We start from the raw sequence: 19,939 nt of genomic DNA, 5'->3' as shown, positions 1-19,939 counted from the left end.
CAAGTCCCCTCCGTCAGTCCGCCGAATAGAACTGCAGCGTAAACACGTTGCCCGAGATTTCGTCGGCGAGTTCCCGGGAGAACTCCAGCGGCACGCAGTTCTCGAGCGCCGCCGTCGCGGCGGCGACGAAGGCCTTGCGCTGGTCTGCGTCTCCGGTGACGCGGATCGCCGTCGGCTGAGGCGGGCCCATCAGCGTGCCGTTGCCGCGGAAGCCGAATTTGAGCGTGACGAAGGAATCCCTGATGCCGGCGGGAGGAGTCCAGCATTTGCCGAGCGCATTGCTTACCTCCTCGATGGTCCGCAACGGTTCGGCGCGCAGCGGATGCGCCGCGACTGCGACGAACAGGCTAACCGCGGCCAACCCGAAGGCGACTTTCATTTCGACCCCCAGCCCTGAATGAACGATCAATCCAGCCGCCAGAGATTGCGACGGACGGCGCCCGGATGCAATCGCCCCATCTCCTCGCGCTAAAGCAAGCCGCGTTTCGCAAGATTGCGCATCAGCGATGCAGCTCCGAAGGTCCAGGGCGGGCAATCGGTGGAAAGGCGAACCGTGTTGACGAGGCTGCCGAGGGCGGGGCTCGAGATCGTCACGACGTCGCCGATTTTGTGCGTGAAACCCTGGCCCGGCTCGCCGCGATCCTCGACCGGAGCGAAGAGCGTCCCCATGAACAGCATAAGCCCATCCGGATACTGGTGGTGCGGGCCGATCGTCTGGGTGACGAGATCGAGCGGGTCGCGGCTGATCTCGCGCATCGTGCTGGCGCCCTTAAGGCGGAAGCCGTCCGGGCCCTCGATCAGCAGATCGAGATCAGCGCTGCGCACGTCGTCAATCGCATAGGTCTCGTCGAAGAGGCGGACGAAGGGGCCGACCGAACAGGAGGCGTTGTTGTCCTTGGCCTTGCCGAGAAGCAGCGCCGAGCGTCCCTCGACGTCGCGCAGATTGACATCGTTGCCGAGCGTCGCACCCTTGGCGCGCCCGTCGCCGGAAACAGCAAGGACGATCTCCGGCTCCGGGTTGTTCCAGCGCGAAATCGGATGCAGGCCGACCGCAGCGCCAAAGCCGACCGCCGAGAGCGGCTGGGCCTTGGTGAAGACCTCGGCATCGGGGCCGATGCCGACCTCAAGATATTGCGACCAGACGCCCTCATCGATCAGCGCGGATTTGACATCGGCTGCCTCCGGCGAGCCGGCCTTCAGGTTTCTCAGGCTGTTGCCGATAATCGCCGTCATCCGCGTGCGGATCGTCTCGGCCCGTGCGGCGTCGCCTGCAGCGCGCTCCTCGATGACACGCTCGATCATCGAGCGGGCGAAGGTGACGCCGCAGGCCTTGACCGCCTGAAGATCGCAAGGGGCAAGAAGATGGACCTTGTCCCGGCCCGGCTCCGTCTTGGCCATGACGGCGTCGACGGAGCCGATGGCCTCTCCGGAGGCCGAACGGACATGGGCGACGGGATCGGAAAGCTCGAGGAGGTCGCGCATCGTTGGCACCGCCTTCGAGGTGATGTCGATCAATTCTCCCGCTCGGACGGTCACAAGGCTCGGCCCTTCGACGTCCGGGCGCCACGCACGTCCGACGAAGGTTCCATTTTCATAGCTCGTGGTCATTCGTATGCCTCCCGTGCTTGCCCGTCCGGTGCATTCCCGTTTCAGTTCTTGCAGTCGAACGCGCGCTCTGTAAAGGACCTTCTACCAGCACAGGTGTGTGTTTCAAAAGGACCGCAACGGAACCTTGCAATATTTCGCGCGTTTAATGTTGCAGCGCCTCTCCATCCACGATGGTGAGGCTCTAAATTATACTTGCGATGGTCGAACGCCCCTCCTTAAGTCCTCGCTGATTTGGGGAATCATAGCCGCCAGATGCTGGCGCCGAAGGGACGATGGCCAGAAAGGATGATACTGCCATGGACCCAAACGACCAGTTGAAGGATAGACCTCCGGTCGATCCGGTTACAGGACAGCCAGCGCCGCGTCCCGAAGTGCATGAGGAGCGCGCCGCCCGAAGCACCTGGCCGTTGCTCGTCATACTGCTTGCCGGTCTCGTGCTTGCGCTGATTGCTTGGTTGCCGGCCGAACTGACCAGGGATGCGGAGGATACTCCCACCTCCTCGACGACGACCACGACGGAGCCCGCGACCGACCAACCCGCCACAAGCGGAGAGGCAACACCGCCCGCCGCAACGCCAGGGGGAACGACACCCGCTGAAACGCAACCTCAGCCGACTACCCCGGCGCCGGCACCGGCACCTGAAGGAACGGCACCGCAGCCGCAGACGCAGACGCCTCCGGCCCAGTGACCGGAACGCGACGATTTCGGGCGGAGAGGAGGCTCTCCGCCCCCCTGATCTGAGTTCCGCCGCTCCGGCGCAGTGTCGCCTTGGCTTTGCAATCCACTACCGCGATCCGCACATTCATGGACCAGATCCTTGCCGACATCCTCGTTGGGACTCGCACCCCCTATCCGGTCATATTCGCACGGTTGGGCGGAGCAATCTTGCTTGGCGCCCTCATTGGCATCGAACGGGAGAAACGCCAGCGCCCCGCAGGTCTCAGGACGCATATCCTCGTAAGTCTCGCTTCGGCGATCTTCGCTGTAGTCGCGGTAGAGAGCGTGCACATGACGAGCTTGTCGGGCCCGGAGGTCCGCATCGATCCGATCCGCGTCGTCGAAGCGGTAACCGCAGGCGTCGCCTTCCTGGCTGCCGGCATGATCGTGTTCTCGAAGGGCGAGGTCAAAGGTCTGACGACGGGCGCCGGCATGTGGCTTGCCGGCGCCGTCGGCCTGTCGATCGGCTTCGGCTTCTGGTTGATTGCTGCCTTCGCCGCGGTGGCCAGCCTCATCGTCCTTTTCATCCTCGGCCGCATGGAGGTGGCGCTGCAATGGAAGGCGCCCGAAGGTGAAGAGGACGGCGCCAGGGAACCTCGCCGAAAAGACGCTGCCGGGGCACCTTCGGGATCGGGCGAACGAAGTCGATGAGAGAATAGTCTGTGGCCTACGTGGCCGAGCGAGATGAGCGCTTCGGCCTGTCAAACCTAGCAGGCGCTGACCATCGTTTCACTGCCCCCAGTCGGCACCGGCCCTGCCCCGACCGGCTCCCTCTGCCGCAAGACATGCAGCGAGGCGACCGCTCGAAGCGCCTCCTCGGAGGTCGCAAAGATCCGACCATCGAGAGACCACACGCTGTATTTAACCGCCACGAAACGCAATTGCCCATTGTCTGGGATCAGCGCGCCCACGGCCTCGCCGGCGAATTTGATCGTCTGCTTTTTCATTGAAGCGGCCCTCCCTCGCCCGCCGGCTGGGGGCGGCTGGCTGCAAGGCAAAGAACGGACGCACCGAACCTTTCCTTTCAGCCGCGGGAGAAACACGCCTCCGCCGCTTAAGTTCCACTGGAGCAAAAAAATCGCTCCGGAAGGCCGAGAAATTTACGCGAGGAAGCGGTCTGGCCTGTAGGGCGCAAGGTCGATCACCGTCTTCTGGCCCGTGATCGCTTCTGCAAGCGCGCGACCGGTGACCGGGCCGAGGGTCATTCCGTGATGGGCATGCCCGAAAGCGAACCACAACCCCTCGTGCCTGGGGGCCTTGCCGATGATCGGCATCATGTCGGGCGTGCAGGGTCGAGCGCCGATCCATGGCTCCTCGTCGCGCCGTTCGGCGAGCGGGAAGAATTCGCGGGCGACGCGCTCCGCGCGGGTCAGCTGCACGGGCGTCTTCGGTGCGTCGCGGAGCGCGAATTCCGCCCCTGTCGTCAGGCGGATGCCGCGGAGCATCGGCGCCAGGAAATAGCCCATTTCCTCGTCCAGCACCCAATTGTTCAATTGTGCACCGTCCTTGGTGCCATAGTGCATATGATAGCCGCGCTTGACCGCAAGCGGGAAATGATAACCCAGCTTGCGCGTCACCGTGTCGGCCCAGGGGCCGAGGGCAACAACCACCTGGCGGGCTTCCAGCGGACCTTCCGGCGTCGCGACGCGCCAGCCGGGCCCCTCGAGAACATGTTCAAGCGTTGCGGCATCGCCCGAGAGGAGCCGGCCGCCGAGCGACTGGAAATAACCGAGATAGGCCTTGTTCAGGCTGTGCGGGTCGCGGATCGACCAGGGATCCGTCCAGCGCAGCCCGCCGGCCAGTTCCACCTGGATCGAGGGCTCCATGGTCTTCAGCTCGCTTGTCGAGAGCTTCTGGTGATTGACGCCGAACCCGGCCGAGAGCCGTTCAGCATCCTTGTAGGCGGCGTCGCGCTCCTTCTCGGTGCGGAACACCTTCATCCAGCCGTCCTTGCGGATGAGGTCGCCGGCGCCGGATGCGTCGATCAGATCGCTGTGCTCGGCGATCGAATTCTCGATCAGCGGAGCGTAGAGATGGGCGATCCGCTGATGCTGGGTGAAGCCCGAGTGCCACCAATACCGCGCCAGGAAAGGCACCAGGCTCGGCAGCGCGCGAAAGTGATAGCTGGCATCGATGGTGTTGTTCAGCGCGTAGCGGAAAAGCGCACCGAAATCATGCGGGAAGCCATAGGGGAAAACCCCCTCCCGCTGGATCAGGCCGGCATTGCCGTAGGAAGTCTCCTCGCCCGCGCCGCGACGATCGAGAAGCACCACCGATTTGCCGCGCCGCGCCAGGTGAATGGCGGTCGAAATGCCGACGATCCCGGCGCCCAATACCACTATGTCAGTCTTCATAGACGATGCCCGTTCCTTCGCCCCGTTCGATCCATGCGTCACGCATTTAGCTTTCCCTATCTCGGGAAACCTTGGCAGCAGGACCCGAGACAGAGGGCGCCCGGGCTCGTCGACAAAGTTCGAGTGATTTCATGAGCGTCGCCCCCGATGATACACGCATGAATAGCCAAGCGCGCCAGGCGGGGCAAGGGACGGCAAAGCTGCCAAGGAAAAGGGTGAGGCTTGAAGCCTCACCCTTTAAAGCAAGATATGTCTTGGGATCTGGCGCGGAGCGCAAGCGATCCGCTCCGTAAAGACTCTCGTCAGGTTCGTCGGAAGAGTCCCATGACAAGCGAGACCACCAGGAAGATCAGGAACAGGAAGAACAGGATCTGGGCGATTCCCGCCGAGGTGCCGGCTATGCCGCCGAAACCGAGAACGCCGGCGATGATGGCGACCACAAGAAAGATGAGGGCATAGTAGAGCATTTGCTATCTCCTTGCCTTGGAATTGGAATCCAAACGCTCTGCCGCTCGGCTTTGTTCCGGTTTCGCGCCAGCGCCCGTTAACCAGCCGGAAACCATATGTTTAGCCAGGGACAGGAAAAACAATCCGCAATTGCGTCGCGGGTCATTACGACCGGAACCTTCGCCAGGACTTGGCGTTCTCCGGAAAACAGAGTTCCTCAGGCAAGATATGAAGATACCTTCGCGACATATACTCAAGACGGTGACAGAGATCACCCGGCCCGAGACGGATATGAGTGTTCATAATCTGCACATCGGCAGGACTTTGCGCGATCTCGAAATGCACACGGAAGAAAAGGGCAACGAGCGGCTTCAGGCGCTGCTTGAAAACCTGGAGCAGTGTGAGGGCAAGCGCCACAGCTAGGCGCGACCATTCTCCTCAAGAAACGTTGTGACGCAGCTCAGATTCCGGCCCCAGGCAGGACGGCGGCAACAACCGAGCGTAGCACGTCCCGGCCACGCGGAACAAAAGGCGTCAGACGGCGTTCTGACAACGATAACGCGCGCCGCAACGGCGGCAGTACAAGGGAGTCGCGAATTGCAAGCCTTCGCCGCGCCTGTCCTGATGGTTCCGGCAGAAGCCGATTCTCCCGCCTTATGGTGGCTGCCGACCATCTCGAATTTATTCCTTGAGAGCTTCATTCCGCGCCGTTTAACCGCCGCGCGCCCATTTTTCGTTCAACCAACCTCGGATAGGAAAGCACCATGAAGAAGATCCTTCTTGTCGCCAGCGTAATTCTTCCCCTTGCTGCTTCGTGCACGCAAACGGAAAGGGGTGCAGCGATCGGCGCCGCTTCAGGCGGCATCATCGGCGGGGCCATTTCGAACGATGTCCGCGGCGCCGCGGTCGGCGCGGCGGTCGGCGGCGTAGCTGGCGCGCTGATCGGGCGCGCGAGCGAGCCCGGCTATTGCGTCTATCGCGACCGCTACGGCCGCCGCTATACCGCGCGTTGCTGATGCGGCCGCCGCGAAGCGGATCGATTTCGCGTCGACAGCTTCGCCATTTCCGTCGAGGCACAGGCCCTCTCGAAAGCGAGGGCCTGCCGGATCCTTCGTCAATCGTCCGACTGCGCCCTCTCGGCCTCGTCGAGGCGCCGGAGAAGATCGATAAATTGCTGTGGCACAGCCTCGGACTCGACAGCCTGATAGAGCGCTCTCAGGCGGGACACCACGATGCCATTGACATCGCTTTTCGTGGCTCCGGTGGCCGATTTGCCTCCCGGACGACGGTTGGATTGATCGTTCATTTTTCAGTCCCGGATACCGAAGGCTCAAATCCTCCGGCGGTTTTCCATTCGTATCTCGTCGTCTGCAATCCGTTTCTTGAATTCGCAAGACGCGCGCACAACATTGACGTATCCTGCGTCATGCCACCCCATTAGTGCGACTTTATGCACAATATTTTAGGAAGGCCTAAATGTCACTTTCCACCAGGATTGCGCCACATCTTCCTTATCTCAGGCGCTACGCGCGCGCCGCTACCGGCTCGCAAGCGGCAGGCGATGCCTATGTCGCAGCCACCTTGGAGGCATTGATCGAAGACATCAGCCTTTTCCCTTCGGCGTCCAACGACCGAATCAGCCTCTACAAGCTCTTCTGCTCGCTGTTCGACAAGCTGGAGGTCGACCGGGCCAATTTGACCTCTCCCTTTGCCTGGGAACAGAAGGCCGCCGCCAATCTGTCGCTGATCGCGCCCGCGCCGCGACAGGCATTCCTGCTCGTCTCCGTCGAAGGCTTTTCGAGCGCCGAAGCGGCGGAAATCATGTCCGTCGACCAGGGCGCCTTCGCCAAGCTCCTCGCCAGTGCGTCGGAAGAGATTTCCCGCCAGGTGGCCACCGACATCATGATCATCGAAGACGAGCCGCTTATCGCCATGGACATCGAGGACATGGTGACGAGCCTCGGGCACCGGGTGACGGGCATCGCCCGCACGCATCGCGAGGCGATCGACATCTATCGCCAGACGTCGCCCAAGATGGTTCTCGCGGATATACAGCTGGCCGACGGGAGCTCCGGTATCGACGCGGTCAACGACATCCTGACGCAGGCGGCCGTTCCGGTGATCTTCATTACCGCCTTCCCCGAGCGGTTGCTGACGGGCAACAAGCCGGAGCCTGCCTTCCTCGTAACGAAGCCCTTCAATCCGGAAATGGTCAAGGCGCTGATCAGCCAGGCGCTGTTCTTCGACGAACAAGCGCACGCACGCGCGCGCTGACCTTCAGCCCGGCAGTTGCGGTTCGGGCGTCGCCTCGCGCAGCTGCTCGAAAATGGTCATGGCGATCAGCGAGAGCGGCATGGCGAGGATCGCCCCGACCGCGCCCCACATCCAGGTCCAGAACAGAATCGCGACGAAGATCAGGAATGGATTAATTTCAAAGCGTCGCCCCAGAATCGCCGGCACGACCAGATTCTCCATGGCGAGATGAATGAGGAAGAAGCCGGCGGCCGGCGCGAGCGCTGCGACCAGGGCATCATGGATCATCAGGCCGCCCACGAGCAGCGACAGCGTCATGAACGTGACCCCGAGATAGGGTATGAAGCTCGAAACGAAGGCGAAGAGTCCCCAGAGCGGCGGCATCGGCAAACTGCCGATCAGCGCGATCATCATCGTGAAGCCGCCCAGCGCCAGGTAAATCAGGCTCGCCGTGGAAAAATAGCGCGCCAGCCCGTCTTCGATGGCATTCATGATGCGGATCGCGCTCAAGCGCCCCTCGCGACTCGGAAATGCGAGGATGATGGTGCTGCGCAAGTGGACGCGGCCGAGCAGGAACAGCACGAGGGCGGCCAGGAAGATCAGCGTCTGGATCAGCGCCGGCGTGACGCTCGCCGCGGCGGCGCCGAGGATCGGGCCGGCATTCTTGACGATGACGTCCGCGAAGGCGGCGGCGCCGATGCTTCGCTCAAGCGCAATCCGTCCCCACTCGAAGCGCTCGATGAAGGGCAGCACCCGTTCCACTACGCCTTCGGCCAATCTCGGCGCCTCGCGCGCGACTTCGGTGATCGGCCCCAGCAGCGCATTGACGAGCGAGGATAAGCCGAGCACGAAGAACAGCGCCAACAGGAGGCCGCCAAGCATCGGCGGAAGACCGAAACGCGCCAGCTCATCGGCTGCCCGGCCGAGCACGATGCCGACGACGATGGCGAAGGCGATCGGCATCAGGATCGCCGCCATCGTATAAACGGCTGCAGAGCAAGCCAGGACGAACAACCCGACGATGCTCCCGGCAACCACGAGATCCATGCCGTCGCGCTTCTGGGCAGCCGCCTTCGTCGCCTCCGCCAAGGCGATTTCCTTGTCGGCATTGCGCTTGCGGTTCCGGACAGCCGCTACACTTTTGGCGTCCATCGACACGCCTCTTCAACCTGCTCTGCCGCTGCCTCGCTTCTTTCCTGAGTGCGGCAAGAGGAAATCATGGGCAGTTCGCCGCCTCTCGATCTCGACGGCCGCGCGGTCAATGCTTTTCGGGAGGGAAGATGTGGAGCGTCACGGAAAGCAGCCCCAGCCCTACAAGGATTATCAGCAATGTGTAGGCGACCTCCTCCGACGTCCGCGGGAAAAGGCCGAAGCCCAGAATCACCCCGGCGATCAGCAGCAAACACAGCCGCGGCAGCCAGTAGACCATGGGCGATTCCTCCACATGCGGTTTGATCCACAAAAACGCTTCGAGGAGGAGAATCGTTCCGGCTGTGGGTATCGGCAGCGCACAGCAAAACGCCGCCGGGCCGTTCAGCCGGCGGCGTTCAAAATAGAGACATGAAGCGGTGTGACGCGACGCCTCAGAGCGCTGCCGTCACGATAACCTCGACGAGGTATTCCGGCGTTGCGAGCTTGGCTTCACCGGTGGCGCGGGCAGGCGTGTGGCCCTGCGGCACCCAGGCATCCCAGACGGAATTCATCTTGGCGAAATCCGCCATGTCGGCGAGCCAGACGGTGGCCGAGAGGATGCGCGTCTTGTCGGTGCCGGCGAGCGCCAGCAGACGATCCACTTCGGCGAGCGCCTGCTTGGTCTGGGTGACGACATCGTCTCCAGCGTTGCCAACCTGGCCGGCCAGATAGACCGTGTTGTTGTAGACCACGGCCTGACTCATCCGCGGGCCGGTTTCAAAGCGCTTGATTTCCATATTCGTCATCCTGGTGTTGGGCCGAACAAGTGATTGCCGGCCAATTCGGCTGCCCGCCGCCAGGGCCGGAATTCAAGTGGCGGCGCCGAAGCTCTACACGATCGGAATGAGAACGCCAACAAGCCGCGCTTCCGTGCGAGACGCGGCTTTCTGGGTTTTTTACTCGGCTCGGTCGGAGCCGCTCAGGCGGCGCTCTTGCGGGCGAGCCGCGCCTTGATGCTCGCAACATCGGCACGCGGCGTGGCCGCGAACAGCGTCTTGGTATAGCTGTGCTGCGGATTGGAAAACACCTCGTCCCGGCTGCCGTATTCGACTGCCTCGCCGTAATACATCACCATCACGTCGTCGGCGATGTAGCGCACCACCGAGAGGTCGTGGCTGATGAAGACATAGGTGAGCTTGAACTCGTCCTGCAGATCGGCAAGCAGGTTCAGGACCTGGGCCTGGACGGATAGGTCGAGCGCCGAAACGGGCTCGTCCAGCACCAGGAGCTTGGGATTGAGCATCAGAGCGCGGGCGATGGCGATGCGCTGCCGCTGACCGCCGGAGAACATGTGCGGATAGCGGTTGTAGTGCTTCTCCTCCAGGCCGACCTTCTTCAGCATCGTCATCGCCCGCTCGCGCCGCTCGGCTGCGGGAACTTTGGTGTTGATCACCAGCGGTTCCGCAAGGATGTCGCCGATCTTCTGGCGCGGATTGAGCGATCCGTAAGGATTTTGAAAGACGATCTGCACCTTGCGGCGCATTTCCGTGGTCAGGCCATCGCGTGCGATGTCCACCTTATTGCCATCGATCAGCAGCTCTCCGGCGGTCGCCGGGTCGATCAGGGTGATGATGCGGCCGAGCGTCGACTTGCCGCAGCCGCTTTCGCCGACGATCGCGAGGGTCTTGCCCTCGTCGACGGTGAAGCTGACGCCCTTCAGCGCATGGACGGTCCGCGCCTTGCGGAACAGGCTGCCGGGGATGTGATAGTCGCGCACCAGGTTGCGGGCTTCGAGAACGTGGGTCATCGAGCGGCTCCCTCGAGCGTCTGCTGCTCATTGAAAAGTTCGGAAATCGTCGGCAACCGGTCCCCCGTCGCGTTTTCCGGAAGGGCGGCGAGAAGCGCCCGCGTGTAATTGCTCTTCGGCGATTCGAACAGCGACAGCACATCCGCCTCCTCGATCTTACGACCCTTGTACTGGACGACGACGCGATCGGCCGTTTCGGCGACGACACCCATGTTGTGGGTGATCATGATCAGGCCCATGCGGTATTCCTGCTGCAGTTTCATCAGCAGGTCGAGGATCTGCTTCTGGATCGTCACGTCGAGCGCCGTCGTCGGCTCATCGGCGATCAGGAGCTTCGGATTGCAGGCAAGGGCAATCGCGATCATCACGCGCTGGCACTGGCCGCCCGACATCTGATGCGGAAAATGCCCGAGGCGCTCGCCCGGATCGGGAATGCCGACGGCCTCGAAGAGCTCGATGGCGCGCCTGCGCCGCGCCGTCCGGTCGAGGCCCATATGGATGCGCAGCACTTCCTCGATCTGGAAACCGACGGTGAAGCAGGGATTGAGGCTCGCAATCGGCTCCTGGAAGATCATCGCGATGTCCTTGCCGACGATCTTGCGGCGCTCGGCCGACGGCATTTTCAGGAGATCCCGCCCGTTGAAGGCGAGCTTGTCGGCCGTCACCTTCGCGGTCCAGGGCAGAAGCCCCATCGCCGCGAGCATCGACACGGACTTGCCCGAACCGGACTCCCCGACAATCGCCAGGACCTCGCCCTCATGAACCTTGAGCGAAACGCCGTCGACGGCTCGGAACGGCCCGGTAGCCGTCTGGAATTCGACGACGAGATTTTCGATTTTAAGAAGCGCCATGTCAGGACCTCTTCAGCTTGGGGTCGAGAGCATCACGCAGTCCATCGCCCATCAGGTTGATTGCCAGAACGGTCAGGAGGATCGCGAGACCCGGAAGCGTCACGACCCACCAGGCCCGCAGAATGAATTCGCGGGCTTCTGCAAGCATCGTTCCCCATTCCGGCGTCGGCGGCTGCGCGCCCATGCCGAGGAAGCCGAGCGCCGCTGCGTCGAGGATCGCGCTCGAAAAGGAGAGCGTCGCCTGAACGATCAGCGGTGCCATGCAATTCGGCAGGATGGTCCTGAACATCAGCCTCAGGTGCCCCGCCCCGGCGACCTTTGCGGCGACGACGTAGTCGCGGGTCTTCTCCGACATCACCGCGGCGCGCGTCAGCCGGACGAAATGGGGCTGGAAGACGATGGCGATGGCGATCATCGCATTGGTGAGACCCGGCCCCAGTACCGCCACCAGGACGAGCGCCAGGAGCAGCGACGGGAAGGCCAGGATGATGTCCATGATCCGCATGATGACGGTGTCGACCCATCCACGGAAATAGCCGGCGATGACGCCGACCAGAATGCCGCCGCTCAGCGACAATGTGGTCACGATGACGCCGACGAACAGCGAGAAGCGCGTGCCGTAGATGAGGCGCGAAAGCATGTCGCGTCCAACGGCGTCGGTTCCGAGAAGGAACTCGACGCGCCCCCCCTCCTGCCAGAAGGGCGGCAGCAGTACCGCGTCGCGGAACTGGACGGTCGGATCATGCGGTGCCACCAGCGGAGCGCAGATCGCCAGCACTACCAGGAAAAGAAAGAAGAAGAGGCCGATGACGGCGCCGCGGTTCTCCGAGAAATAGTACCAGAATTCGGCGAGCCGCGCCCGGCGGGACGGGTCGGTCGATATGGCGGTTGTTGCGGTAACTTCGGTCATATCGCCCTCCTCAATGCCGGATGCGCGGGTTGATCAACCCGTAGAGCATATCGACGGCGAGGTTTACCAGCATGATGACGCCGGCGATGATCAGCAGCCCGCCCTGGATGACGGCGTAATCGCGCCGGAACACCGAATCTACCATCCACTTGCCGATGCCCGGCCAGGAGAAGATCGATTCGGTCAGAATTGCGCCCGCCAGCATCACGCCGATCTGCAGGCCGATCGTGGTCACGACCGGGATCATCGCATTGCGCAAGGCATGGATGCCTACCACTCGAAAGGTCGGAAGCCCCTTGGCGCGCGCGGTGCGGACATAATCCTCCGAGAGCACTTCGAGCATCGCCGAACGGGTCTGCCGCGCGATGACGGCGAGCGGAATGGTGCCGAGCACGATCGTCGGCAGGATCAGATGACTGAAGGCCGATTGGAACGCCCCCTCCTGCCCCGACAGGAGCGAGTCGATCAGCATGAAGCCCGTGACCGACGGAAAGAAGAACATCAGCGAGATGCGCCCGGACACCGGCGTCCATTGCAGCATGCCGGAGACGACGATGATCAGCAGCAGCCCCCACCAGAAGATCGGCATCGAGAAGCCGACGAGCGCCGTGCCCATGATCAGCTGGTCGAGGATGGAACCGCGCTTGATCGCCGCAATCACGCCGGCCGGGATACCGACGACGACGGCAAAGATGATGGCGCACAGCGACAGCTCGACGGTTGCGGGAAAGAGCTCCATGAATTGGTCGATCACCGGCTTTTTGGTGACGATCGAGGTGCCGAAGTCGCCGCGGACGACACCCCAGAGATAATCCAGGTACTGCACGACGATAGGGCGGTCGAAGCCGAGCTGGTGAGAAATCTCGGCGTGCCGCTCCGGCGACATCACCCGTTCGCCGGAAAGCAGCGCCACGGGATCGCCCGGAAGCAGGCGGATGAAGGAGAAGGCAATGATCGACACCCCGATGAAGGTCGGGACCAGCACTGCCAAGCGCCCCAGCAAGAATCGAAACATAGTCAAACCTCATGCCATCGTAACCGCGGCCTCGTTGCTGCGGCACCGGCAAAAAGGAAGAGGGGCGTTCGCCAACGGCAAACGCCCCCTTCGGGTCAGTCGGTAAGATTACTCTACAATATCAACGCCGTCGAAAGCAAAGTCGCCGAGCGGGCTCTGCACGAAGCCTTCGACGTTCTTGCGCATCGGGACGATGGAGAGCGAGTGGTCGAGCGTCGCCCACGGCGCTTCGCGCTTGAAGACGACTTGCGCCTCTTCGTAGAGCTTGGTGCGCTCTGCGACGTCGGACGCTTCCTTGGCCTTGGTGACCAGATCGTCGAACTCCTTGTTGCACCACTGAGCGCGGTTGTTGCCGCCGACGGCGTCGCAGCCGAGCAGCGTGTCAAGGAAGTTGTCCGGGTCGCCGTTGTCACCCGTCCAGCCGAGGATCACCGCACCGTCGCGGTCCTTCGCCTTGGACTTCTCGAGATATTCGGCCCACTCGTAGGTGACGATCTCGACCTTGACGCCGATCTTGGCGAAGTCTGCCTGCATCATCTCGGCAGCGCGACGCGCGTTCAGCATGTAGGGCCGCGCGACGGGCATCGCCCAGACCTTCATCGACAGGTCCTTGACGCCGGCGTCCTCAAGCATCTTCTTTGCCACTTCCGGCTCGTAGGTGTCCTCTTCGAGATGTTCGTTATAGGACCACATCGTCGGCGGGATCGGGTTCGTCGCCGGCGTAGCCTGCCCCTGGAAGACGGCGTCGACGATCGCCTGCTTGTTGATCGCCTTGTTCAGCGCCTTGCGCACTTCGACCTTGTCGAAAGGCGCCTGCGTGGTGTTGTAGGCGAGATAGGCGACGTTGAGGCCGGCCTGTTCCACCACCTTGAGGTTCGGATCAGCCTTCATCGCCTCGACGTCAGCCGCGTTCGGATACGGCATCAGGTGGCATTCGCCGGCCTGAAGCTTCTGGAAGCGGACGGCCGCATCGGTCGTGATCGAAAAGACCAGGTCGTCGATCTTCTGCTTTCCGCCCCAGTAGTCCGGGTGAGCCTTGTAACGGATGACGGCATCCTGCTGATAGGCGACGAAGGAGAAGGGACCGGTGCCGAGCGGCATCTGGTTCAGCTGGTTCATCTTGCCTTCGGCCTGCAGCTTGTCGGCATATTCCTTCGACATGATCGAAGCGAAGGGCATGGCCAGGTTGGCGAGGAAGGGAGCTTCTTTCCGCTTCAGCTTGATCTTGACGGTCATGTCGTCGACCTTCTCGATCGACTCGAGCAGCTCGGGCAGCCCCATGCCGGCGAAGTATTCCCAGGAACCGCCGGTTACATAGCCGTGCCACGGATTGTCGGACTTCCACTGGCGCTCGAGCGAGAAGACGACGTCGTCGGCGTTCAGTTCGCGGGTCGGGGTGAAGAACTCGGTCGTCTGGAACTTGACGCCGGGACGAAGCTTGAAGGTGTATTCGAGGCCGTCGTCGGAGATCGTCCAGCTCTCGGCGAGCCCCGGCTCGGTTTCCGTCGTGCCCTTCTTGAACTCGAGCAGGCGGTTATAGACGGTATGCGCGGAAGCGTCGAACGTTGTACCGGCCGTGTAGAGGCCGGGGTCAAAACCCTCCGGCGAGCCTTCCGAGCAAAAGACGAACGTTTTCGACCAGGCAGTGCCGGCCATCAGCGTGGCGAGCGCCGTCGCTGCGAAGAGAGTCGTGAGCTTTTTCATGAGCTTGCTTCCCAGATTTGTTTTTTGTTCTCGTATTGTTTTCGACCGCGGCGAGAGTTTTTCCATCCGGTCAAGAACGGATGGAACGACATTTGGCGTCGCATTGCAATAACTCGCTTAAGAAATTTGTCTATGCGAAAAATTCTTCCACAGGTAGAGGCTCGGCCCCGGCAGCGAATCGGTCTTCCGGCTGCGCCTGTCGCGTGTCGATGAGCCCTCCCCTACAGGCCCGCGCGTCTTATCAGACGCACAAAGGACCCTGTAGCACTTTGAATTGCTGCATGTTTTGTCCTCAAATCGGCACGACTCGAGGACACATGCAGTAAGACGGGGATGCGGCGGAAGAAGCGAGGAGAAGACGCAGAAAAGCGCGGAGAAGGGGCTCCGCGCTTCACATGTCGAACCGGTTTTTTTCAGGCGGCAGAGGGCTGCGGCTGCGAACCGGTGTCCAAACCCAGAAGGAAGTTGATCTGCGGTCGCGCCTTGACGAGATCGTCGATCGTATAGCCCTCGAGTACCTCGAAGAAGGCGTTCAACGCTTTGCGCAACGCGGCATTGAGGCCGCAACTGTCGACCAGAGGACAGTCGACCTCCCCCGCCTCGAAGCATTCGGCCATGGCGAAGCTGTCCTCCGTCACCTTGACCACGTCAAAGAGGCTGATCTCCGAGGCCGGCTTCGGCAGCCGAACGCCGCCATTGCGGCCGCGCACGGTTTCCACCAGACCCGCCTTGGTCAAGGGCTGCAAGATCTTGAACAGAAACAGCTCGGAAACACCGTACGCTTTGGCGATTTCAGGAATGCGGCTGAGCTTCTCGCCATTCGCAGCACAGTACATCAGCATGCGAACTGCGTAGTTTGTTTGCTTCGTCAGACGCATCATTCACTCCGGGATCGAGAAATTCGTCCCTCTCATATAGGACGGAACGTAGTTTGGAACAATTCCAAAACATGAAAAATTCACGAAGGCTTTACTTCGCCGTTTCGCCGTTGACTGTCGCTGTCGCGCGGTAGAAATATGACCCGCCTGGTTAACTTATAAGCACCACCAAACGGAGAGAACACCATGCTTGCCTCTAAAACGCTGATCGGCACCCTGTCGGTCGCGGCGGCGTTCCTTGCCTTGACGGCGCCTGCCCGCGCCGATGGCGAGGTCAACATCTATTCGTACCGCCAGCCCGATCTTATCAAGCCGCTGCTCGACGCCTTCACCAAGGAGACCGGCATCACCGCCAATGTGCTCTTCCTCGACAAGGGCCTCGTTGAGCGCATCCAGGCGGAGGGCGCGAACTCTCCGGCCGATGTGATCCTGACCGTCGACATCAGCCGCCTGACCGAGGCGAGTGACGCCGGCGTGACCCAGCCGCTCATCAACGAGACGATCAACAAGGACATTCCGGCGCATTTCCGTGACCCGGACGGCAACTGGTTCGGCCTGACGACCCGCGGCCGCGTCATCTATGCGTCGAAGGAACGCGTGCCGCAGAACGACATCACTTATGAGGAGCTCGCCGACCCGAAATGGAAGGGCAAGTTCTGCACCCGCGACGGCCAGCATTCCTACAATGTCGGCCTGTTCGCCTCGATGATCGCCCACCACGGCGAGGCCGAGACGGAAAAGTGGCTGACGGGGCTCAGGGACAATCTGTCGAAAAAGCCCGATGGCGGCGACCGTGACCAGGCAAAGGCGATTTTTGCCGGCGAATGCGATATCGCGCTCGGCAACAGCTACTATGTCGGTCTCATGCTGACCAACGAGAAGGAGCCCGAGCAGAAGGAATGGGCTTCGGCCATCAAGGTCCTCTTCCCGAACGCGAAGGACCGCGGCACGCATGTCAACATCTCCGGCATGGCGCTCGCGAAGAACGCCCCGAACAAGGACAACGCCATCAAGCTGATGGAATTCCTTTCGGCCGGCGAAGCGCAGAAGATCTATGCCGAGCAGGTCTTCGAATACCCGGTGCTTCCGGGTGCCGAGCCGTCTGACGTCGTCAAGTCCTTCGGGACGATCAAGCCGGACACCCTGCCGCTTGCCGAGATTGCCGCAAACCGGAAGAAGGCGTCGGAACTGGTCGACAAGGTCGGCTACAACGATGGGCCGCAAGACTAGCGCATCGGCCCGAAAATCGGACCCGATTTTCGGAAAGCACGATGCGTAGATTTAAAGGCTTACAGCGTCCTTTGTGCGTCCTAAGGACGCACGGCACTGTAAGGCGGTCATTGCCATTGAGAGGAAGCAGCGGGCACAAGGCCCGCTGTTTTCGTTTAGGGCACTCGACAGGCAAATTTCCGCCGACCAACGCTTTCGCAGACGCATTGACGGACCGATCCAACCATAGGATTCTTGACCCCTCGATAGTAGCGCTCGGCTGGAACGGCCTTATCGGAGGGGAAATTGGAAGAGACGAATGACAAGAGCCAGTTGGAAATGGTCGTGTTGATGACCCCCGACATGGCGAATTTCAGCGGCAAGGTGCATGGCGGCGCGCTCCTCAACCTCCTCGATCGGGTCGCCTTCTCCTGCGCCTCGCGCTACTCAAAGCAATATGCGGTGACACTCTCCGTCGACCAGGTGGTTTTCCGCCAGCCGATCCATGTCGGCGAACTGGTGCACTTTCGGGCTTCCATCAACTATGCCGGCCGAACCTCGATGGAGGTCGGAATCCGGGTCGAAGCGGAGAACATCCGCACCGGCGAACGGAGGCACACCAACTCCTGCTATTTCACCATGGTGGCCGTCGACGCGGAAGGCCGGCCCACGAGCGTGCCGCCCTACCGCCCCGAGCCCGGCATAACGGAACGCCGCTACCGCGCCGCCGAGGTCCGGCGGGAACTGCGCCGGGAGTTCGAGGAACGGTTCCGGTCTGCCGGCTCCACGGCCGTTTCCGGCGGAGTTTAGCCCTTCCGCAGTTCGGCAATCAGCTCGAGGATCGCCTTGCGGCGCTCCGGCGTCCCGGGATGGGTCGAGAAGATGCTTGTGTCGGAATGATCGTCGAGCTTCGTCTCCAGCAGCTCGAAGAAGCGGACGATCGCCGTCGGATCGCGGCCAGCCTTCATCATCAGCTCGACGGAATGCCGGTCCGCTTCCGCTTCCGCGGCGCGCGAATAGGAGAGCGCGAGCAGGCCGCCTCCCTCCACCAGAACGTCTTCGGCTCCCGATCCGATATCGCCAGCGATCAGCATGATGAGTGCGGCAACCCCGGCCGCGCGATAGATCTGCCTGAGGCTGTGCTTGTGCTCGACATGGCCGATTTCGTGCGCCAGCACGCCTACGATCATCTCCGTGTCATTACCGGCAAGTTCGACGAGCTCATCCGTCACGATGAGGGTACCATCGGGCAGGGCGAAGGCGTTGGGACCCATCGGACCACCTTCGCGGAAGTTCAGCGTATAGGCCGCCTCACCCGCGGCCGAGAGCGCCGCGATACGCCGGAACCCGTCAACGATCCTGCCGCGCCGCGCCTCATCCAGCTTCGTTTCGCCAAGCAGCGTCCGATCCATGGTCTCGAGCGTGCTCGCCGACATGATCTGGGGCACGATCGGCGGCGTGACGGCGATGGCGACTTCGACGAGGGCCGGCAGCGCGTAGCGGTAGATCAACGCACCGAGCAGGATGGTCGCCGCGACGAAGGCGATCAGCCGCGGGTGGAAGCGCTCCAGCCAGTGGACAAGCCCTGCCCCGCTCCGGCCCTTGCGCGACAGGAAGCGGTCGATCGCGTCGTTGTCGTCGGTCTCGAAAAGAGAACCATCGGGGAAGGTGACCCGGCGCGGGATGCGGCCGACCCGCGCGGAGATCTCGATGGCCGAAAGGCTGCCCCCGGCGAGTTCCGCACCGGTTTCGTCACTGGCGACCAGCCGCTCCCCGGCCTCAACGAGGCCGGAGGTCACTGAGCGGCTCGACCCCGGGGGATGCCACTCGCCATGCGCAAAGGCCGAATTGTCAGAAGCCAAAGTCGAAGCCTTCGATATCCATGAATTCGGCACCGACCGCCGAGCCTTCCTGGGCGATCGCCGAGAAGATCTCGCCGACATTGCCCTCGAATCGGACGCCGGTGTGTTCGTTGACGTAGCGCGCCATCCGGACGGCGGCCCAGGGCCGCATCAGGCCGAGCGTTAGAAGCGTCACGACGACGTTCGAGATGGCGATCCAAGTGTAGCGCAGGCGCGAGAGATCGCTCAAGAGCCGGTGCTTGCCGTCGAAGGTGGTGGCGGACCAGGCGACATTGCGCACGCCGGCACGGTAGACCAGCGCCGCCACACCGAAGATCGCAAAAAACAGGATGTAGCCGAGCACCATCAGCGTGACGAGCGACATCTGCATCTCGGCCGGAAGCAAGTCGGGGCTCTCGATCGCCGTCGCAAAAAGCGCAATGTTGAGGAAGGCGATGAAGCCGACGATCAACAGCCCGAGAACAATGATCGCCGCCGAAATACCCCAGGACTTATAAATTACCCCGACCGAGGGTTCGGTGGAAAAGGCTCTTTGCCCGTAACGCAGATTGCTGCCGATGTAGCGATAGGTCCAGCGGCTGGCGAGCGGCGCAAGGATCCCGAGCGTCACCGCCGCAAGGAACGGGCCGACGATGAAGGCGAGAAAGGCGCCGCCGGCGCGGCCGACGAAATCGAAGCGGACATTGCGGTAGCTCGTCACCCGCGCGCTGAAGCGCAAGCCCCGGGCGACGAGCCACGGGACGAAACAGAGAAACAATAGAACGAGCGCGATGCCGGCGAACGGTGCGAAGGTCAGGAGCACGTTGTAGAGCACCAGATAGGCGAAGACGATGATCCGGCCGATCAGGATCTGCCCACCCCTGGCATGATATTCGAACCCGCGCCCGAGGAGCACTGTGTTGCCGTAGAAATAGCGATTGCGGCGCACCTTGGCCCAGGCGGAATAGATGCCGAGCGTGACGATCGTCAGCAGTATGTTGACGATCCAGATGCCGAAATACTCGCTGCCGCTGGCGGTAAATGACAGGCGCTGAAAATCGCCGTGACCGGCGCGCCCGAAACTGCCCTGCCCGACACTCTGTGCCGCCAACGGCTCAGCCAAAACCATGATCCATCCCCTCGACAAAACCATACGCCGCTTGCGCCGACTCCGCCATTCCGATTGCAGCCGGAAGCATCTAACGCAACGCAT

General features: G+C 62.2%; 24 protein-coding genes. 7 read left to right on the top strand and 17 right to left on the bottom strand.

Annotated elements, in window-relative coordinates:
* Window positions 1–13: 13 nt before the first annotated feature.
* Window positions 14–379 carry a hypothetical protein gene (locus SS05631_RS02010; RefSeq protein ID WP_037413154.1) on the bottom strand — a complete coding sequence of 122 codons (366 nt, stop codon included), beginning with the start codon at window positions 377–379 and terminating at the stop codon, window positions 14–16.
* 89 nt (window positions 380–468) lie between these two features.
* The gene (locus SS05631_RS02005; RefSeq protein WP_037413152.1) at window positions 469–1,608 is read right to left on the bottom strand and encodes a fumarylacetoacetate hydrolase family protein; all 1,140 of its coding nucleotides are present in this window, start codon (window positions 1,606–1,608) and stop codon (window positions 469–471) included.
* 296 nt (window positions 1,609–1,904) lie between these two features.
* Between SS05631_RS02005 and SS05631_RS02000 the strand changes: the two genes are divergently transcribed.
* Together SS05631_RS02000 and SS05631_RS01995 are read left to right on the top strand one after the other, a co-directional pair.
* On the top strand, window positions 1,905–2,297 hold the full coding sequence (locus tag SS05631_RS02000) for a hypothetical protein (protein WP_083853817.1): 393 nt from the start codon (window positions 1,905–1,907) through the stop codon (window positions 2,295–2,297).
* 116 nt (window positions 2,298–2,413) lie between these two features.
* Window positions 2,414–2,977 carry an MgtC/SapB family protein gene (locus SS05631_RS01995; RefSeq protein WP_037413149.1) on the top strand — a complete coding sequence of 188 codons (564 nt, stop codon included), beginning with the start codon at window positions 2,414–2,416 and terminating at the stop codon, window positions 2,975–2,977.
* A 56-nt stretch (window positions 2,978–3,033) separates the two neighbouring features.
* On the opposite strand, the gene SS05631_RS01990 is transcribed toward SS05631_RS01995, so the two are convergent.
* The 3 genes from SS05631_RS01990 to SS05631_RS01980 form a co-directional block, all read right to left on the bottom strand.
* Window positions 3,034–3,273, bottom strand: coding sequence for a hypothetical protein (locus SS05631_RS01990; protein ID WP_037413148.1), 240 nt, complete (start codon window positions 3,271–3,273; stop codon window positions 3,034–3,036).
* A 153-nt stretch (window positions 3,274–3,426) separates the two neighbouring features.
* Window positions 3,427–4,680 (bottom strand): FAD-binding oxidoreductase, encoded by a 1,254-nt coding sequence (locus tag SS05631_RS01985; RefSeq protein WP_037413146.1) that lies wholly within the window; start codon window positions 4,678–4,680, stop codon window positions 3,427–3,429.
* Between the two features lie 302 nt (window positions 4,681–4,982).
* Window positions 4,983–5,147: a DUF1328 domain-containing protein gene (locus tag SS05631_RS01980; protein ID WP_012706940.1), complete on the bottom strand. Its 165-nt coding sequence runs from the start codon at window positions 5,145–5,147 to the stop codon at window positions 4,983–4,985.
* A gap of 271 nt (window positions 5,148–5,418) precedes the next feature.
* Here SS05631_RS01980 and SS05631_RS32470 point away from each other — a divergent pair, with 271 nt between their 5' ends.
* Both SS05631_RS32470 and SS05631_RS01970 read left to right on the top strand, forming a co-directional pair.
* Complete coding sequence (locus SS05631_RS32470; protein ID WP_272939094.1) at window positions 5,419–5,550, top strand: hypothetical protein; 132 nt, start codon at window positions 5,419–5,421, stop codon at window positions 5,548–5,550.
* Between the two features lie 341 nt (window positions 5,551–5,891).
* Window positions 5,892–6,143 carry a YMGG-like glycine zipper-containing protein gene (locus tag SS05631_RS01970; RefSeq protein WP_037378934.1) on the top strand — a complete coding sequence of 84 codons (252 nt, stop codon included), beginning with the start codon at window positions 5,892–5,894 and terminating at the stop codon, window positions 6,141–6,143.
* Between the two features lie 98 nt (window positions 6,144–6,241).
* On the opposite strand, the gene SS05631_RS01965 is transcribed toward SS05631_RS01970, so the two are convergent.
* Entirely contained in the window at window positions 6,242–6,433 is a 192-nt protein-coding gene (locus SS05631_RS01965; RefSeq protein ID WP_037413138.1) for a NepR family anti-sigma factor, read from the bottom strand.
* Between the two features lie 170 nt (window positions 6,434–6,603).
* On the opposite strand from SS05631_RS01965, the gene SS05631_RS01960 reads away from it, so the two are divergent.
* Complete coding sequence (locus SS05631_RS01960; protein WP_037413136.1) at window positions 6,604–7,401, top strand: response regulator; 798 nt, start codon at window positions 6,604–6,606, stop codon at window positions 7,399–7,401.
* Window positions 7,402–7,404: 3 nt separating this feature from the next.
* Here SS05631_RS01960 and SS05631_RS01955 read toward each other — a convergent pair whose 3' ends face one another.
* From SS05631_RS01955 to rirA, 9 genes are all read right to left on the bottom strand, one after another.
* Complete coding sequence (locus SS05631_RS01955) at window positions 7,405–8,532, bottom strand: AI-2E family transporter (protein ID WP_037413134.1); 1,128 nt, start codon at window positions 8,530–8,532, stop codon at window positions 7,405–7,407.
* 106 nt (window positions 8,533–8,638) lie between these two features.
* On the bottom strand, window positions 8,639–8,809 hold the full coding sequence (locus SS05631_RS01950; RefSeq protein ID WP_080605498.1) for a hypothetical protein: 171 nt from the start codon (window positions 8,807–8,809) through the stop codon (window positions 8,639–8,641).
* 154 nt (window positions 8,810–8,963) lie between these two features.
* Window positions 8,964–9,308 (bottom strand): RidA family protein, encoded by a 345-nt coding sequence (locus SS05631_RS01945; protein WP_037413132.1) that lies wholly within the window; start codon window positions 9,306–9,308, stop codon window positions 8,964–8,966.
* A 182-nt stretch (window positions 9,309–9,490) separates the two neighbouring features.
* The gene (locus tag SS05631_RS01940) at window positions 9,491–10,318 is read right to left on the bottom strand and encodes a dipeptide ABC transporter ATP-binding protein (RefSeq protein ID WP_037413131.1); all 828 of its coding nucleotides are present in this window, start codon (window positions 10,316–10,318) and stop codon (window positions 9,491–9,493) included.
* A complete protein-coding gene (locus SS05631_RS01935; protein ID WP_083853813.1) occupies window positions 10,315–11,169 on the bottom strand; it encodes an ABC transporter ATP-binding protein in 855 nt (284 codons plus the stop codon). The genes SS05631_RS01940 and SS05631_RS01935 overlap by 4 nt, the downstream gene beginning before the upstream one ends.
* 1 nt (window position 11,170) lies before the next feature.
* Window positions 11,171–12,079, bottom strand: coding sequence for an ABC transporter permease subunit (locus SS05631_RS01930; protein ID WP_037413129.1), 909 nt, complete (start codon window positions 12,077–12,079; stop codon window positions 11,171–11,173).
* A 10-nt stretch (window positions 12,080–12,089) separates the two neighbouring features.
* Window positions 12,090–13,094, bottom strand: a complete 1,005-nt coding sequence (locus SS05631_RS01925) for an ABC transporter permease subunit (protein WP_037413126.1) — start codon at window positions 13,092–13,094, stop codon at window positions 12,090–12,092.
* A 108-nt stretch (window positions 13,095–13,202) separates the two neighbouring features.
* The gene (locus SS05631_RS01920) at window positions 13,203–14,798 is read right to left on the bottom strand and encodes an ABC transporter substrate-binding protein (protein ID WP_037413122.1); all 1,596 of its coding nucleotides are present in this window, start codon (window positions 14,796–14,798) and stop codon (window positions 13,203–13,205) included.
* Between the two features lie 413 nt (window positions 14,799–15,211).
* On the bottom strand, window positions 15,212–15,676 hold the full coding sequence (gene rirA / locus SS05631_RS01915; protein ID WP_037413208.1) for an iron-responsive transcriptional regulator RirA: 465 nt from the start codon (window positions 15,674–15,676) through the stop codon (window positions 15,212–15,214).
* A gap of 186 nt (window positions 15,677–15,862) precedes the next feature.
* On the opposite strand from rirA, the gene SS05631_RS01910 reads away from it, so the two are divergent.
* Both SS05631_RS01910 and SS05631_RS01905 read left to right on the top strand, forming a co-directional pair.
* Entirely contained in the window at window positions 15,863–16,906 is a 1,044-nt protein-coding gene (locus SS05631_RS01910) for a Fe(3+) ABC transporter substrate-binding protein (protein ID WP_037413120.1), read from the top strand.
* A gap of 318 nt (window positions 16,907–17,224) precedes the next feature.
* Window positions 17,225–17,695: an acyl-CoA thioesterase gene (locus SS05631_RS01905; RefSeq protein ID WP_037413207.1), complete on the top strand. Its 471-nt coding sequence runs from the start codon at window positions 17,225–17,227 to the stop codon at window positions 17,693–17,695.
* On the opposite strand, the gene SS05631_RS01900 is transcribed toward SS05631_RS01905, so the two are convergent.
* Window positions 17,692–18,747 (bottom strand): M48 family metalloprotease, encoded by a 1,056-nt coding sequence (locus SS05631_RS01900; RefSeq protein WP_037413118.1) that lies wholly within the window; start codon window positions 18,745–18,747, stop codon window positions 17,692–17,694. The two genes, SS05631_RS01905 and SS05631_RS01900, sit on opposite strands and share 4 nt — an antisense overlap.
* Window positions 18,737–19,855, bottom strand: a complete 1,119-nt coding sequence (locus SS05631_RS01895) for a YjgN family protein (protein WP_037413115.1) — start codon at window positions 19,853–19,855, stop codon at window positions 18,737–18,739. Before SS05631_RS01895 ends, SS05631_RS01900 begins: the two co-directional genes overlap by 11 nt.
* Window positions 19,856–19,939: the final 84 nt, after the last annotated feature.

Origin of the sequence: Sinorhizobium sp. CCBAU 05631 (assembly GCF_002288505.1) — a bacterium.
Classification (GTDB): domain Bacteria; phylum Pseudomonadota; class Alphaproteobacteria; order Rhizobiales; family Rhizobiaceae; genus Sinorhizobium; species Sinorhizobium fredii_C.
The sequence above is the reverse complement of the archived record's forward strand: the minus strand, read 5'-3'. Positions and strand labels throughout refer to the sequence as shown.